The sequence below is a fragment of the Streptomyces sp. SID5785 genome (assembly GCF_009870065.1).
Classification (GTDB): Bacteria; Actinomycetota; Actinomycetes; order Streptomycetales; family Streptomycetaceae; genus Streptomyces.
The window spans coordinates 1-14,362 of sequence record NZ_WWIA01000168.1 but is presented as its reverse complement, the minus strand read 5'-3'; the positions used below and the strand labels follow the sequence as shown (position 1 = coordinate 14,362).

The 14,362-nt window shown below is 74.4% G+C and carries 13 protein-coding genes; 9 read left to right on the top strand and 4 right to left on the bottom strand.

Annotated elements, in window-relative coordinates:
- Both GTW43_RS05010 and GTW43_RS05005 read right to left on the bottom strand, forming a co-directional pair.
- Nucleotides 1–1,334 (bottom strand): SulP family inorganic anion transporter (locus tag GTW43_RS05010; RefSeq protein ID WP_202501053.1); only part of this gene is annotated, 1,334 nt, incomplete at its 3' end.
- A 307-nt stretch (nt 1,335–1,641) separates the two neighbouring features.
- Nucleotides 1,642–2,166 carry an HPP family protein gene (locus GTW43_RS05005; protein WP_237536411.1) on the bottom strand — a complete coding sequence of 175 codons (525 nt, stop codon included), beginning with the start codon at nt 2,164–2,166 and terminating at the stop codon, nt 1,642–1,644.
- 101 nt (nt 2,167–2,267) lie between these two features.
- Between GTW43_RS05005 and GTW43_RS05000 the strand changes: the two genes are divergently transcribed.
- From GTW43_RS05000 to GTW43_RS04990, 3 genes are read left to right on the top strand one after another with little or no spacing between them, the layout of a single operon-like run.
- Nucleotides 2,268–3,140: an ABC transporter ATP-binding protein gene (locus GTW43_RS05000; protein WP_161300393.1), complete on the top strand. Its 873-nt coding sequence runs from the start codon at nt 2,268–2,270 to the stop codon at nt 3,138–3,140.
- On the top strand, nt 3,137–4,117 hold the full coding sequence (locus GTW43_RS04995; RefSeq protein WP_161300392.1) for an iron-siderophore ABC transporter substrate-binding protein: 981 nt from the start codon (nt 3,137–3,139) through the stop codon (nt 4,115–4,117). Before GTW43_RS05000 ends, GTW43_RS04995 begins: the two co-directional genes overlap by 4 nt.
- Before the next feature lie 4 nt (nt 4,118–4,121).
- Nucleotides 4,122–6,188 (top strand): iron ABC transporter permease, encoded by a 2,067-nt coding sequence (locus tag GTW43_RS04990; protein WP_161300391.1) that lies wholly within the window; start codon nt 4,122–4,124, stop codon nt 6,186–6,188.
- A 15-nt stretch (nt 6,189–6,203) separates the two neighbouring features.
- On the opposite strand, the gene GTW43_RS04985 is transcribed toward GTW43_RS04990, so the two are convergent.
- Complete coding sequence (locus tag GTW43_RS04985; RefSeq protein ID WP_161300390.1) at nt 6,204–6,674, bottom strand: peroxiredoxin; 471 nt, start codon at nt 6,672–6,674, stop codon at nt 6,204–6,206.
- A gap of 279 nt (nt 6,675–6,953) precedes the next feature.
- On the opposite strand from GTW43_RS04985, the gene GTW43_RS04980 reads away from it, so the two are divergent.
- Together GTW43_RS04980 and GTW43_RS04975 are read left to right on the top strand one after the other, a co-directional pair.
- A complete protein-coding gene (locus GTW43_RS04980; protein ID WP_343245905.1) occupies nt 6,954–7,346 on the top strand; it encodes a hypothetical protein in 393 nt (130 codons plus the stop codon).
- A gap of 121 nt (nt 7,347–7,467) precedes the next feature.
- Nucleotides 7,468–7,902: a GNAT family N-acetyltransferase gene (locus GTW43_RS04975; RefSeq protein ID WP_161300389.1), complete on the top strand. Its 435-nt coding sequence runs from the start codon at nt 7,468–7,470 to the stop codon at nt 7,900–7,902.
- A gap of 12 nt (nt 7,903–7,914) precedes the next feature.
- Here the strand turns inward: GTW43_RS04975 and GTW43_RS04970 are convergent, their stop codons facing one another.
- Complete coding sequence (locus GTW43_RS04970) at nt 7,915–8,931, bottom strand: Lrp/AsnC family transcriptional regulator (protein ID WP_161300388.1); 1,017 nt, start codon at nt 8,929–8,931, stop codon at nt 7,915–7,917.
- A 107-nt stretch (nt 8,932–9,038) separates the two neighbouring features.
- Here GTW43_RS04970 and GTW43_RS04965 point away from each other — a divergent pair, with 107 nt between their 5' ends.
- The 4 genes from GTW43_RS04965 to GTW43_RS04950 form a co-directional block, all read left to right on the top strand.
- Nucleotides 9,039–10,499: an MFS transporter gene (locus GTW43_RS04965; protein ID WP_343245904.1), complete on the top strand. Its 1,461-nt coding sequence runs from the start codon at nt 9,039–9,041 to the stop codon at nt 10,497–10,499.
- Nucleotides 10,496–11,713, top strand: a complete 1,218-nt coding sequence (locus GTW43_RS04960) for a M20 family metallopeptidase (RefSeq protein ID WP_161300387.1) — start codon at nt 10,496–10,498, stop codon at nt 11,711–11,713. Before GTW43_RS04965 ends, GTW43_RS04960 begins: the two co-directional genes overlap by 4 nt.
- Nucleotides 11,714–11,788: 75 nt before the next feature.
- Nucleotides 11,789–13,414, top strand: coding sequence for a phosphodiester glycosidase family protein (locus tag GTW43_RS04955; RefSeq protein ID WP_161300386.1), 1,626 nt, complete (start codon nt 11,789–11,791; stop codon nt 13,412–13,414).
- Nucleotides 13,415–13,448: 34 nt separating this feature from the next.
- Nucleotides 13,449–14,362 (top strand): alpha/beta hydrolase family protein (locus GTW43_RS04950; RefSeq protein ID WP_161300385.1); only part of this gene is annotated, 914 nt, incomplete at its 3' end.

Sequence of the window (14,362 nt, the reverse complement as noted above, 5' to 3'; positions counted from 1 at the left end):
GGGCGGTCCTGCGGCAGCGCCTCCAGGGTGTCGAGGATCGCGGGCAGTCGCAGGAACGTCGCGTTCCCCGTTATCCGCGCCTGGACGGGGCCCGCGCCCTTGTCCGTGACGTCGACCTTGACCTGCGAGGCGTCCCACGCCGTCTTGGCCACGGACAGACCGAGCCCGACCAGGACGCCTTCGAACATCCCGACCGTCACGATCGACACCGCGGTGACGCCGAGCACCACGGCCTCCCCGCGGTGCTCGCGCCACAGCCGGGCGATCGACCGCACGGGGACGAGCTTCGCGCCCGCGTGCACGAGGACACCGGCGAGCGCAGGGACCGGGATGAGGGCGAGGACTCCGGGCAGCGCGGCGGCGAACAGCAGCAGCCAGACGCCGTGGAGCACGCGGGAGGCCCGGGTGCGTGCGCCCGCCTGCACATTGGCGGCGCTGCGGACGATCACGGCCGTCATGGGCAGGGCGCCGAGGACACCGCACACGGTGTTTCCCGCGCCCTGCGCCATCAGCTCCTTGTCGTACGCGGTCCGGGGCCCGTCGTGCATCCGGTCCACCGCCGCCGCGCTGAACAGCGACTCCGCCGAGGCGATCAGGGTGAACGCGACGACGGTGCCGAGCAGTTCGGGTCCCAGAAGGCCCCCGAACGCCTCGGGCGGCGGGGGCTGGACCGCGTCGAGCAGGCCCGAGACCCGCACGGTGGCCACCGGGGCCGAGCTCACGACCGTCACCAGGGTGACGAGCCCCACGGCGGCCAGCGGTCCCGGGATCACGTGCAGCCGCCGGGGCAGCCGCGGCCACAGCACGAGCAGCAGGAGCGTGCCGCCGCCGAGCGCCAGGGAGGACGAGGCGCGCGGGTCGCCGAGCGCGTCGGCCAGGGCGCCGGGGATCCCGGCCAGTTTGGCGGGCCCCGATGCGGGGGCCTCGGCCGCGACGAGCGCGTAGAACTGGCCCGCGATCAGGACGAGTCCGATGCCGGCGAGCATGCCCTCGACGACCGACACGGAGATCGCGCGGAACCAGCGGCCGACTCCGAGCGCGCCCATGGCGAGTTGCAGCAGCCCTGCCGAGAGGACGACGACACCGAGCGCGGGCAGCCCGAACGTGTCCACCGCCTCGTACACGAGCACGGTCAGGCCCGCTGCCGGGCCCGACACCTGGAGGCTGCTCCCGCGCATCGCGCCGGTGACGAGTCCGCCGACGATGCCGGTGATCAGCCCGAGCTCGGCGGGGACGCCCGAGGCGACGGCGACCCCCACGCACAGGGGCACGGCGACGAGGAACACGACGAGGGAAGCGGTCAGATCGTGCCGGAGCGTAGGTCCGGTCAGCAAGGACCCCACCTCCGGACCGGCGGAATGTGCGGGTGTGAACGGGTGTACGGGACGCGGGAGGAGGGCGCCGGGGCGCCTATGGAGTCCTGCGCTCTGGCCGGCCGGGCCTGTTCACCTCGGAACATGTGGTCCTCCCCGATGGGCGCTGCGTCAAGCACACGCCAATGAATGGTCAAGCCAAGGTCAAGAGGGAGGTTAGCTGTGCGATCGCGACCGTGGGGCCGAGTCGGCCGCGACGCGCGCAGGATGCGTGGAAATCGCGCCCTGTTTGGCGTGAATCCCGTCGTGGCGCGCGTCGCGCGCGAGGTCACCAGCTGAGCGGGTACCGCACGGGGTGGGCGCCGACCCGTCCCGGGAGCAGCCCGATCGCGACCAGGAGGGCGGTGCCGAGGGCCAGGAGCGGGAGGAAGGTCTGCGGGTGCGGCGCCTGGAGCACCACGATCACGGCGGTGGCCGCGGCGGGGGAGTGGGACAGGTGGGTGAGCATCATCGCCCCGAGCGACAGGCCGGCGGCGACCGCCGCGGCCCAGCCGTTGCTCCCCATCGCCGCGAGTGTGCCGAATCCGATGGCGGCCGACAGGAGTTGGCCGCCGAGCAGGTTGCGCGGCTGTGAGATCGGCAGTCCGGGTGCCCCGTGCACCAGGGCGGCGCTCGCGGCCAGCGGCGGGATGAGGAGCGGCTGGTGGAGCAGGACCCCGACGCCCACGAGGATCAGCAGGGCACCGATCGCGAAGGCGGTGGTGCGCAGGACGTGCAGGGGGTGCGGGCGCGGCGTGGCGGACGGGGGCGTGGGCATGCGGATCTCCGACGGGTGGCAGGGTTCCGCGATCATAAACAAAATGTTGAATGAAACTTCAATTACGTGCCTCGGTGGCAAGGAGCTCATCGGACCCCGGGTTCCGTGTGCGGTTAGGTTAGGCTAACCTTCGGCGCGTGAGATCTGGTGAACGCGCAGGCAGCGCCCCACGTCCGCGCGGTCACGAACTGTCGGCCGCGCACGTGACCGTGTCGTACGACGGCGTCGACGTCGTGCACGACGCGGCCCTCGTCCTGAAGCCCGGTGAAGTGACCGCCCTCGTCGGCCCCAACGGCAGTGGCAAGTCCACGTTGCTGCGCACGGTGGCCCGGCTCCAGCGGCCCCGGCACGGCACCCTGACCCTCGACTCCGGCACGGCCGACGCCGCGGACGGCTTCGGCCTCACGTCCCGTCAGTTCGCCCGGAGGGTCGCCCTGCTGACACAGTCGCGGCCCACCCCCGGCGGCCTGACGGTGCGCGACGTCGTCGAGTTCGGCCGCTACCCCTACCGGGGGCGCTGGGGACAGACCGACCCCGAGGGCACCGCCGTCGTCGACCGGGTGCTGGCCCTGACCGGGGTCGACGGCCTCGCCGACCGCGGCGTCGACCAGCTTTCCGGCGGCCAGCTCCAGCGCGTCTGGCTCGCCGGCTGCCTCGCCCAGGAGACCGGCGTCCTGCTCCTCGACGAGCCGACCACCTACCTGGACCTGCGCTACCAGATCGAACTCCTCGACCTCATGCGCGACCTGGCCGACGACGGCGGCATCGCCGTCGGCGTCGTCCTGCACGACCTCGACCAGGCCGCCGCCGTCGCCGACCGGATCGCCCTGCTGCACGCGGGGCGCATCGTCGCCGAGGGCGACCCCGAGGACGTCCTGCGGCCCGAACTGCTCTCCGAGACGTACGGCATCCGCATCGACGTCGACACCGACCCCCTCACCGGCCGGCTGCGCACTCGCGCGATAGGCCGTCACCACAGCAGAAGCGAAAGGCTCCACACGTCGTCATGAGACGCTCCCTCGTCGCCGCGGCCACCGCCGTCACCGCGGCCCTCCTCCTGTCCGCCTGCGGCAGCTCCGAGCCCGCGAAGGACTCGGCCGACGCGAAGTCGCAGAAGATCACGCTCACCGACGCGGGCGGCGCGAAGGTCACTCTCGACCGCCCCGCCACCAAGGTCGTCGGCACCGAGTGGAACGTCGTCGAGTCCCTCGTCAGCCTCGGCGTCGATCCCGTGGGCGTCGCCGATGTCAAGGGCTACACGGCCTGGGACACCGCCGCCCCGCTGAAGAAGGCGCCGAAGGACATCGGCACCCGCGGCGAGCCGAGCATGGACACCCTCGCCGGGCTCACCCCCGACCTCATCGTCACCACCACCGACCTGTCGGCGTCCGCGGTCAAACAGATGAAGAAGATCGCCCCGGTCCTCCAGGTGCGCTCCGCCGACGCCGCGGACCAGGTCGGCCAGATGATGGACACCGTCGACGTCATCGCCAAGGCCACCGGCACCGAGGACGCGGCCAAGACGCTCCACAAGGAGTACGAGGCCAAGCTCGCCGAGGGCAGGAAGGCGATCGCCGACGCCGGCAGGGACGGCAGCGAGATCGCGTTCGCCGACGGCTACGCCGCCTCCAACCAGGTCACCCTGCGCGCCTACACGAGCGGCTCCCTCATCGGCGCCGTCAACGAGGACCTCGGCCTGAAGAACGCCTGGAAGCAGAAGGGCGACAAGGACTACGGCCTCGCGAACACCGACGTCGAGGGCCTCACCGGCCTCGGCAAGGACGTCCAGTTCGCCTACATCGGCAACAAGGACGACAAGAGCTCCAACGTGTTCACCAACGAACTCGCCGACAACGCCGTCTGGAACTCCCTCGCCTTCGTCAAGTCGGGCGACGTGCACCGGCTCGACGACGGCATCTGGATGTTCGGCGGCCCCAAGTCGATGGAGCAGTACATCGACGCCGTCGTCGCGTCCCTGACGAAGTAGCGCCGTGGCCGTCACCGCACCCACCACCGCCCGGCCGGAGCGTACGGCCGCGTCCCTGACGGGCGCGGTCGCGGTGACGGCCGGGCTCGTGCTCCTGGTCGCCGCGCTCGCCGTCGTCGACATCACCCAGGGCACCGCGTCCGTCGGACCCGGCGAGGTCTGGCGGGCGCTCGTCGGACGGGCCGGGGAGGGCGATGCGTCCGTCGTCGTCGCCTCCCGGCTGCCGCGCATGGTCGCGGGCATTCTTGTCGGCGTGGCCCTCGGCGCGGCCGGCGCCGTGCTCCAGGCCGTCAGCCGCAACGTCCTGGCCGCACCCGACACGCTGGCCGTCAACGCCGGGTCCTACCTGGCGATCGGCGTTCTCACGGTCACCGGGATCAGCGTGCCGCTGCTCGCCTCGTCCGGCGCCGCCTTCGTGGGCGGCCTCGCCGCGGCCGCCGTCGTGCTCGGCCTCGCCGGGCGCGGCGCGGGCAGTGTCCGGCTGGTCCTCGCGGGCAGCGCCCTCATGCTCGGGCTCAACGCCCTCACCGAGGCGCTCCAGCTGCTGTTCCCCGAACAGACCGACGGGCTCTACCAGTGGGGCCAGGGCAGCATCAGCCAGAACGGCTTCGACGGCGTGACCCGGATGGCGCCCGTCGTCCTCGCCGCCTTCGCGGGACTCCTCCTGCTGGCCCGCCGCATCGACGCGCTGGCCCTCGGGGACGACGCGGCGCGCGGGCTCGGCGTCCCGGTGCGCGGCACCCGCTTCACCGCCGTCGCCCTGGCCGCGCTGCTCTCCGCCGCCGCGGTCACCCTCGCGGGCCCCATCGGCTTCGTCGGATTGTGCGCGCCCGCGCTGGCCCGGCTGCTGTCCCGCCGGGTGCGCGCGTTCACCCGGCACCGTCACCGCATCCCCGTCGCCGGTCTGACCGGCGCCGCACTCGTGCTCGGCTCCGACGTCGCGCTGCGCGCGGTGACCTCGGCCGAGACCGCGGTCACCGTGCCGACCGGCGTCGTCACCAGCCTCGTCGGCGCGGTCTTCCTCGTCGTCATGGCGCTGCGCGTCCGCGACGGGGACGCGGCCGCGGCGCCGGACCGGCTGCGGATCCCGAGCCGCGCCGCGTTCACCGCCACCGTCGTCGTCCTGGCCGCCGTGCTGGCCGGCGTGACCGTCGCCGGGGTCCTCGTCGGCGACAGCACGCTGCTGCTCGGCGACGTCACCAACTGGGCGCGCGGCCAGGCCGGTCAGGCGATCACCTTCGTCCTCGACACCCGCGTCCCCCGCGTGCTCGCCGCGCTCTGTGCGGGCGCCGCGCTCGCGCTCGCCGGCACCCTCGTGCAGTCCGTCACCCGCAACCCGCTCGCCGAACCCGGCGTCCTCGGCGTGTCCGGCGGCGCCGCGCTCGGCGCCGTGCTGCTCGTCACCACGGCGCCCGGCGCCCCGGCCTGGGCGATCGCCGGGGCCGCCTTCGCCGGAGCCGGGGTCAGTTCCGGCGTCGTGTTCGGCCTCGCCGCCAAGGGCGGGTTCCCGCAGAACCGGCTCGTGCTCGTCGGCATCGGCGTCTCCACCGCCACGGCGGCCCTGATCAGCCTGCTCATCGTGCTCACCGACCGGTTCAGCGCGACCAAGGCCCTGATCTGGCTGTCCGGTTCGACGTACGGGCGCACCGAGGCCGACGTCCTGCCGGTGGCGGTCGTCCTGGTGATCGGCGCCGTCGTCGCCGTGGCCCGGCGGCGCGAGCTCGACCTCGTCTCGCTCGACGCGGACACCCCACGGCTGCTCGGCATGGACCTGGGGCGCGGCCGTCTCGGCTTCCTCGTCCTCGCGGTGCTGCTGAGTGCCACGGCCGTCGCCGCCGCGGGCACCATCGGGTTCGTCGGGCTGATCGCCCCGCATGCGGCCCGCGCCCTCGTCGGCCGGCGCCACGTGCGGGTGCTGCCCGTCGCGATGATGCTCGGCGCGACCCTGGTGACGTGCGCCGACCTGCTGGGCCGCACGGTGATCGCGCCGGCCCAGCTCGGCGCCGGACTCATGACGGCCGCGATCGGCACGCCCTACTTCCTCTATCTGCTGGTCCGCAACAGGAAGTAGCCGTACCGCCGTCCGTCAGCGGGCCGCGCGCAGGGTCTCCAGCGCGCGGTCCGCGTGTGTGCTCATCCGGAACTCGCTGCGCACGACCTCGAGCACCCGTCGGTCGGTGCCGATGACGAACGTGGCGCGCTTGGTGGGCAGCGGTCCGAAGCCGCGGGCGACGCCGAAGAGGCCGCGCACCTCGCCCTCCGGGTCGGAGAGCAGCGGGAACCCGAGCGTGTGCTTCCCCGCGAACTCGGCCTGCCGCTCGACCGCGTCGGCGCTGATCCCGACCGGGCGGGCGCCCACGGCGGCGAACTCGGCCGCCAGGTCACGGAAGTGGCAGGCCTCCGCCGTGCAGCCCGGCGTCATCGCCGCCGGGTAGAAGAACACCACGACCGGCCCGTCGGCCAGCAGCGTGCTCAGCGAGGTCGGCGTGCCGGTCTCGTCAAGCAGGGTGAAGTCCGGGACGAGGGAACCGACTTGGATGCGATGGGCTGCGGGCACGGCACTCTCCACGGTTCGGGGCGGGACGCTCGTCCGGCGGGGCGGGGCGACCGGACGAGCGTGATCCTACTCGGCGGTACTCTCCGCATCGCGCGGGCCGTCGGCGACCGCCGGAGCGGACCCGGCACCGGGTCCGCCGCTGGCCGCGGTCGCCGCCCGGCGCCGGGGAAGCTCCGGGGGAGCGGTAGCGTTCCTGAGGGGCGGCGGCCGCGCGAGCGGGGCCGAGCCTGGATCGACGCGGTGCGCGGGAGGGAGCCCATGATGGTGGAGTGGCGCTGGATGAGCCGTGGGGTGCGGCAGGTCCCCGACCCCTGGGCGACGCCGCTGATCTGGACCGTCGCGTACGCGGCCGCGTTCGTGCTGGTGATCCTCCTGGATGTGTGCGGCATGCTCGACCGCACCGGCTTCGCCCTGGTCACCCTCTCCCTGCTCGCCGCGCTCCTCGGCAGCAGGGGCAGGTTCGCGGCCGCGCCCGGCACGGCGCTGCTCTGCTGGATCTGCCTCAACGTCCTCGGCACCGAGCCCGCCGGTGAGCTCTCCTGGGCCGGCCACCGCGATCCTGGGTGGATGGCCTGTCTGCTGTGCGCGACGATCCTGGGCACGGCGACCGCCCGGGTCGTGCACGCCAGGGCGGCGTACCGCAGGATCACGCCGTTCGACGAGGCGAGCTGACGCGGTCGGCGTTCCCGGAACGCCCGAGGGCCGCCCGGCTCCGGCCGGCGAACCCAGCATCAACTTGGGAAAGCCAAGTAATTACTTGGGAAAGCCAAGCGTGCTGGCTATGCTGCGGCTCATGACCGCGACCACCGACACCAGGGACGACGGCTGCACGCTCTCCACCGACCCCGCTCTGGTCGACCTCGACCTCGTGCACCACTGGCTCTCCACCGACGCGTTCTGGGCGCTCGGGCGCAGCCGCGAGAAGGTCGCCCTGGCGGCGCGGAACTCCGTGAACTTCACCGTGTGCGACGCGGACGGCGTCCAGATCGCGTACGCGCGCGTCGTCACCGATCACGCCACCTTCGCCTGGCTCTGCGACGTCTACGTCAGCCCCGGCCACCGCGGTGCCGGACTCGGCACCTGGCTCGCCGCGTCCGTGCGCGACCACCTCGCCCCGTACGGGCTGAAGCGGGTCCTGCTCAGCACGCGTGACGCCCACGAGGTCTACGCACGCGCCGGGTTCGCCCCGCACCCCGACCCGGGGAGCCTCATGATCCTGGAGCCGTGAGCCGGGCCGCGCCTACCAGGGACGGATCGGGCGGACCCCGGTGCGACGGCCGTCCTCGGCCAGGAGATGACCCATCCGCTTGACCGTGCGCAGCCCCACGATGCGGTCCGTGACCGTCAGGGACGGCAGGCGCGCGCACAGCGCCGTCTCGCGGCGCTGGATGTCGCCGAGGTCGTGGACCCACAGCGTGGTGAAGATGTTCGCCGCGCCCGTGACAGCCGCGACGAGACGGCACTCGGGCAGCGCCGCGAGCGTGCGGTGCACGGCCGCCGTGTCGCGCGCCGGAGCCCGCCCCAGGAGCGAGACGGGCACCGGACGGCCCGCGAGCGGGTCGGCGAGATCGCAGCGGAAGGTGAGCACCCCGGAGTCGGTCAGACGCCGCAGCCGTCGCCGCACCGTCGCGGGGCTGCTGTCCGCCCGCGCGGCCAGCGCGGCCAGGCCGAGCCGCCCGTCACGCACGAGGGCGTCGAGCAGTGCGCGGTCCACCGCGTCCAGCCCGGTCGTGGGGACGGCCTCCGGGCCGCCGGGTCCGCCCGCGCCCAGCGCGGTGAGCTGGGCCGGGTCGAGGGAGCGCAGCCGCCACCTGCTCCCCTCCACGTAGAGCGACGTCGCGAAGAGACAGTCGACGGACACCAGGTCGGGCAGCGGTTCGAGGTCCTCGGTGAGGAAGCGGCCGAGCGCCGGAAGATCGGGTGCCAGCACGTCGAGGAGAAGGTCGGCGCTGCCCGGCGCGGTCAGCTCGATCGTCGCGGCCTCCTCGAAGGAGCACAGCCGCTCGGCCAGTCGCCTCCGGGTGCCGGGGCGGCAGCGCACCAGGACGAACGCGGAGCACCGGGTGCGGGAGAACTCCCGGCCCGGTGTGGCCGACACCCAGGCGAGCCCCTCGTCCGACAGCCGGTCCCAGCGCCGGGCCAGCGTGCTCGCGGTGACCCCGAGCGCGGTGGCGAGCTCGGCCCAGGCGGCCCGGGGACGCAGTTGCAGCGCGTTCACCAGGGCGAGATCCAGCTCGCTGATGACCGTTTCTCGCATATGCCGCCCTCGCCGTGCACGATTCCTTCGAGTTTCCGGGCCGCTTCGGCCGTGGCGAGCACAGTAGCCAGCACTTTCGGTTCAGGCCACCAGAGAGGGTGTGCACGGTGAACTCAGTCCCGGTGATCCCACCAGCGGGCGCGGTCGGCCGCGTCGGCACGGGGCGCGGCATGCTCGCCGCCATGGCCGTCGTCGTCGTGTTCAGCGGCGTCGTCCAGGGCTACCTCACGCCCCTGCTGCCCGAGCTGGGAGCCCGGCTCGGCATCGACGGGGTCGGACAGAACAACCTCTACCTGCTGGCGCAGGCGGCCTTCGCCGTGCTCACCCCGCTGCTGTCGCGCCTCGGCGACCTGCACGGCCACCGCAGGCTGCTGCGTGTGGCGCTGGGCATGGTCGCCGCGGGATCCCTGCTGATGGCGCTGCGCCCCACACCGGTGACGCTCGCGGTCGGCATGGTGCTCCAGGGAGCCGTCGTCGGGTTCTTCCCGCTGCTCGCGGGCATCCTGCGCTCGCGTGCCCCCGAGCGCGGCCGCACCGGCATGTCCCTGCTCGTCGGCTCCCTCCTCATCGCCATCGGCGTCGGCGGACTCGTCGCCGGCGCGCTCAGCGAGGGGCACGCCGTCGCCGGCCTGTGGACCGCCGTCCCGGTCGCCGTACTCGCCGTCGCGGCGGGGCTCGCGCTGCCGGACAGCGACGGACCCCGCGGCGGACGCTTCCACTACGGCGCGGCCACCCTGCTCACGGTGGGTCTGACCGCGCTCGTGCTGGTCCTCGCCCAGGGCGGCACATGGGGCTGGGCCGCACCCCGCACCCTCGGCCTCGGCGCGGGTGCCGTCCTCGTCCTCGCGGCCTGGGTCCGGGTCGAGCGGCGCGCCGCCCACCCCCTGGTCAACGTCCGGATGCTCGGCGAGCGCCGCCTCGCCGTCGTCAGCGCCCACACCTTCTGCGCGTCCTTCGGCACGATCGGCTTCCTCGGCGCCAACGCCCTGTTCCTGGGCGCCGATCCCGACACGACCGGTTACGGCATGGGACTCGGCCCGCAGACCATCGCCACGGTGTCCCTCGCCATGGTCGTCGCGGGTTTCGCCGGGTCGACCGCGACGCCGTGGCTCGCCCGCCGCACGGACGACCGCGTGGTCCTCGGCCTGGGTGGCGGCCTGATCGCCCTCGGCTTCCTCGGGATGATCCTCTTCCACGCCACACTGCCCCAGTACGTGGCCTGTGCGCTCCTGGTCGGACTGGCCACCGGTCTGTTCGAGTCCATCACCCGGACCCTGTCCGCCGAGATCGTGCCGGCGCACCAGACCGCCCTCGCCGTCGGCCTCAACGAACTCGCCCTGTCCCTGGGCGCCGCGATCGGCGCCGCCGTCATCGGCGCCCTGTTCGCCGCACACCGGGCGGGCCACCACATCGCGCTCGACGGCTTCCTGTGGAGCTGGGGCGCCTGCGCCGGCGTCGCCCTGCTCGGCGCGGCCACCGCCCTCGTCTACCGCGGCAGCAGCACCCCGGCGGCCGCCCCGCTGCCGGACCGCACCGCGACCCTCACCCCGAACGGAGACCCGGCATGACCGCCGCCGACCCCGCCCGCGACGCCGTGCTCGACCCCGCCCGCGACGCCGTGCTCGACGCCGTCCGCACCCACGCCGCACAGCTCACGGCGCTCAGCCACGCCCTGCACGACGACGCCGAACCGGCCCTCCAGGAGCACCGGTCGGCGGCCCGCATCGCCGACCTGCTCGACTCGGCCGGCTTCACCGTCACCCGCTCGCTCGCCGGACTGCCGACCGCGCTCCAGGCCTCGTACGGCAGCGGCGACCTCGTCGTCGCGCTCTGCGCGGAGTACGACGCGCTGCCCGGCCTCGGACACGCCTGCGGGCACAACGTGAACGGCGCCGCGTCCGTCGGCGCCGCCCTCGGCCTCGCCGCCGTCGCGGACCGGCTCGGGCTGACGGTCCGGCTCGTCGGCACCCCGGCCGAGGAGGACATCGGCGGCAAGGTGCTGCTCCTCGACGCGGGCGTCTTCGACGACGTCGCCGTCGCGATGATGGCGCACGCCGCCCCCGACGACAGTGTCGGTGCCTCCTCGCTCGCGGTCGGGGCGTGGGACGTGGCCTTCCACGGCCGCCCCGCGCACGCCGCGCTCGCCCCGTGGGAAGGGGTCAACGCCCTGGACGCCCTGACCGTCGCCCAGACCGCGATCGGCCTGCTGCGCCAGCAGCTGCCCCCCGGCTCCCTCGTGCACGGCGTCGTCACACACGGCGGCGGAGCCGTCAACGTCATCCCCGACCTGGCCCGCGCCCGCTACGAGGTTCGCGCGCCCGACCTCGAACAGCTCACCGTCGTCCGCGACCGGGTCCGCGCGTGCCTCGAGGCCGGCGCCCTCGCGGCCGGTGCCCGGCTCGAACTGGAGCCGCACGGAAGGGACTTCGCCGAGCTCCGGCAGGACCCGTTCCTCACCGACGCCTACGCGGCGGCGGCCCGCTCGCTCGGCCGCGCACCACGCTCCCGGCACGGCGAGACGATGGCGTCCACGGACATGGGCAACGTGTCGCGGCTCGTGCCGTCCATCCACCCGACGATCGGCTACGACACGGCGGGCGCGAAGCAGCACACGGCCGAGTTCGCGGCGTACGGCACGAGCCCCGGTGCCGACTCGGCCGTGCTCGACGCGGCCCGCGCCCTCGCACTCGCCGCCGTGGCCGCGGCGAGCGACCCGGCACAGCGACGGCGGCTGCTCGACGCGGCGGCCCGGCGAACAGCGCGTGAACCGCAACGGCCGTGATGTGCACATGCCTTGACGCGGGCGGCGGGGCCCCGCCACCGTGTGCCGGGGCCGCGTTCCGTTCGAGGGGGAGACGTGAAGAGACGACTGCTCGGCGCCTGCACCGCACTCTCGGCCATGGCACTGCTCGGAGCGCTCACCGCCCCGAGCGCCTCCGCCTCCCGGCCGGCCCGCGGGGACGTCCCGCACGCCTCCGAGGGCCTGCCGCTCGGGGCCCCCGGCCTCACCGAGACCCGGACGACGCGTACGCTCCAGCCCGGCGTGACCCTCACCCGCATCGTGCGCGGCGCCGACGCCGCCGCCCTGCCGTGGACCGTCGAGGTGTCGATCCCCGGCGGTCCCGGTTCACCGGACCCGGACGCACCGCCCAGCGCCGTCAACGACCGTGACAGCGCCGATCTGCTGGTCGCCGGTCTGCGGGAGCACGGCTTCGACGCACGGGCCGAGCGGATCAGGACGGTGGCCCTCGCCGACCGCCCCGCGGGCACCCTCGGCTGGCGCGTGCGGGTCGGCTCCTTCGACGGACAGGCCGCCGCGGACGCGGAACGCACCCGGTTGCGCGCCGCCGGATTCACCGGCTCGGCCGTCTACACCGGCTGGGACGGGAACGCCGGGGACCGCGGCCCCTGGCGGATCGACGTGCTGACGATCGACCCGCACCGCTTCCGGGGCACGCTCCGGGCCTCGTACGGTCCCGACCTGGAGCAGCGCGAGACGACCAGTGCGCTCGCCGCGGCCGCCGGCGCCACCGCCGGTGTCAACGCGGGCTTCTTCGTCCTGGACGCGCGCGCGGGCGCACCCGGGGACCCGGCCGGGGTCGGCGTCTACGACGGGCGGCTGCTCAGCGAACCCGTGGGCGGACGCCCCGCGCTGGTCGTGCACGACTCGGGGCGGCGCAGCGAGATCACCCGGCTGACCTGGCAGGGCCGCGCCGAGGGCCGCCACGGCACCCTGCCGCTGGACGGCGTCGACCGCGTGCCCGGACTGATCCGCAACTGCGGTGGTAGCGCCGACGACCGCCCCACCGCGCACCCTCGGCACGACGTGACCTGCACCGACCCGGACGAACTGGTCGCCTTCACGCGGGAGTTCGGCGCCCGCACCCCCTCGGGGCCGGGCGCGGAGGCGGTCCTCGACCGGCACGGACGCGTCACCGAGGTCCGCGACCCGCGCGGCGGACCGCTTCCCGACGGCGGCAGCTCCGTGCAGGCCACCGGCGACCTCGTCGACGACCTGCGGGCCCTCGCGGCCCCCGGACAGCGGCTGCGCGTACGCACCGGGCTGCGCGACGCGCACGGCAGGGCCTTCCGTCCCGCCCCCGGCACCAGCGTGCTGAACGGCGGCCCCGAACTCGTCCGCGACGGACGCGTGCACGTCACCGCGGCGGCCGACGGGATGATCCAGGAGGACAACCCGAGCTTTGACTACGGCTGGGTCCACAAGCGCAACCCCCGCACGCTCGCCGGGGTGGACGCCGCCGGCCGCACGGTCCTGGTCACCGCGGACGGACGCGCCACCGACTCCCTCGGCCTGTCGGTCCCGGAGGCCGCGGACGTGGCCCGCGCGCTCGGGCTGCGCGACGCCGTGAACCTCGACGGCGGCGGTTCGACCACGATGGTCACCGACGGCGCGGTGATCAACAAGCCCTCCGACGCGACCGGCGAACGCCCCGTCGGCGACGCCCTGTTGATCCTGCCCTGACCCCGCCGCCACCACCCAGCCACCGGGAGCCGCCATGACCAAAACCGCACCCGCCCGCCGCGCGAGACGCTGCGTCCTCGTGCTCGTCGCCCTCCTGTGTCTGCTCGCCCCCGTCCCGGCGCTCGCCGCTCCGGCCCGCGGGGCCGAGGTCGTCGCCGTCACCCGGGTCGCCGAGCGCCAGGTCGATCTGTCCGTGCGCTCACCCGCCCTCGGCGGCCGCACCGTCACCGTGCGCCTGCTCACCCCCGACGGCTGGAACCCGGCCGACCGCGGCCGGCACTGGCCCACCCTCTGGCTGCTGCACGGCTGCTGCGGCGACTACACCTCGTGGACCGCCCAGACCGACGTCGCCACCACCGACAGCCTGCGCGGCACACTCGTCGTCATGCCCGAAGGTGGCTGGAACGGCTGGTACAGCGACTGGTGGAACGGCGGCGAGGGCGGCGACCCGGCCTGGGAGACCTTCCACACCCAGGAGTTGCGCCGACTCCTCGAACGCGACTGGGGCGCGGGCAGCGACCGCGTCGTCGCCGGACTGTCCATGGGAGGCCAGGGCGCGCTGCTCTACGCGGCACGCCACCCCGGCATGTTCCGTGCGGCCGCCGCGTTCTCCGGCTCCGTGCACCCGCTGTTCGACGACTCCTCCGCCCGGCGGATCATGGGGTACTTCGCCGGACAGGGGGACGACCCGCTGCGCGTGTGGGGCGACCCGGTCGCCCAGCGCGCGATCTGGCAGGCACACGACCCCTACTACCTGGCCCGCAGGCTGAGGCACCTGCCGTTGTACCTGTCCTGCGGCGACGGCACGGCGGGCCCGCTCGACCCGCCGGGCGCCACCAGTGACGTCGAGACGGACTTCGCGCGGCAGAACCAGGCCCTCGCCGGAGCCCTGCACCGCGCCGGGGCCCGCCACGTGACCACGCACTTCTACGGCCCCGGCACCCACTC

What these genes read in the sequence shown, in the direction of transcription:
- GTW43_RS05005 (WP_237536411.1), bottom strand. Translation starts at nt 2,166, where the DNA reads ATGATCGCGGAACCCTGCCACCCGTCGGAGATCCGCATGCCCACGCCC.
- GTW43_RS04995 (WP_161300392.1), top strand. Translation starts at nt 3,137, where the DNA reads ATGAGACGCTCCCTCGTCGCCGCGGCCACCGCCGTCACCGCGGCCCTC.
- GTW43_RS04980 (WP_343245905.1), top strand. Translation starts at nt 6,954, where the DNA reads ATGAGCCGTGGGGTGCGGCAGGTCCCCGACCCCTGGGCGACGCCGCTG.
- GTW43_RS04975 (WP_161300389.1), top strand. Translation starts at nt 7,468, where the DNA reads ATGACCGCGACCACCGACACCAGGGACGACGGCTGCACGCTCTCCACC.
- GTW43_RS04970 (WP_161300388.1), bottom strand. Translation starts at nt 8,931, where the DNA reads ATGCGAGAAACGGTCATCAGCGAGCTGGATCTCGCCCTGGTGAACGCG.
- GTW43_RS04960 (WP_161300387.1), top strand. Translation starts at nt 10,496, where the DNA reads ATGACCGCCGCCGACCCCGCCCGCGACGCCGTGCTCGACCCCGCCCGC.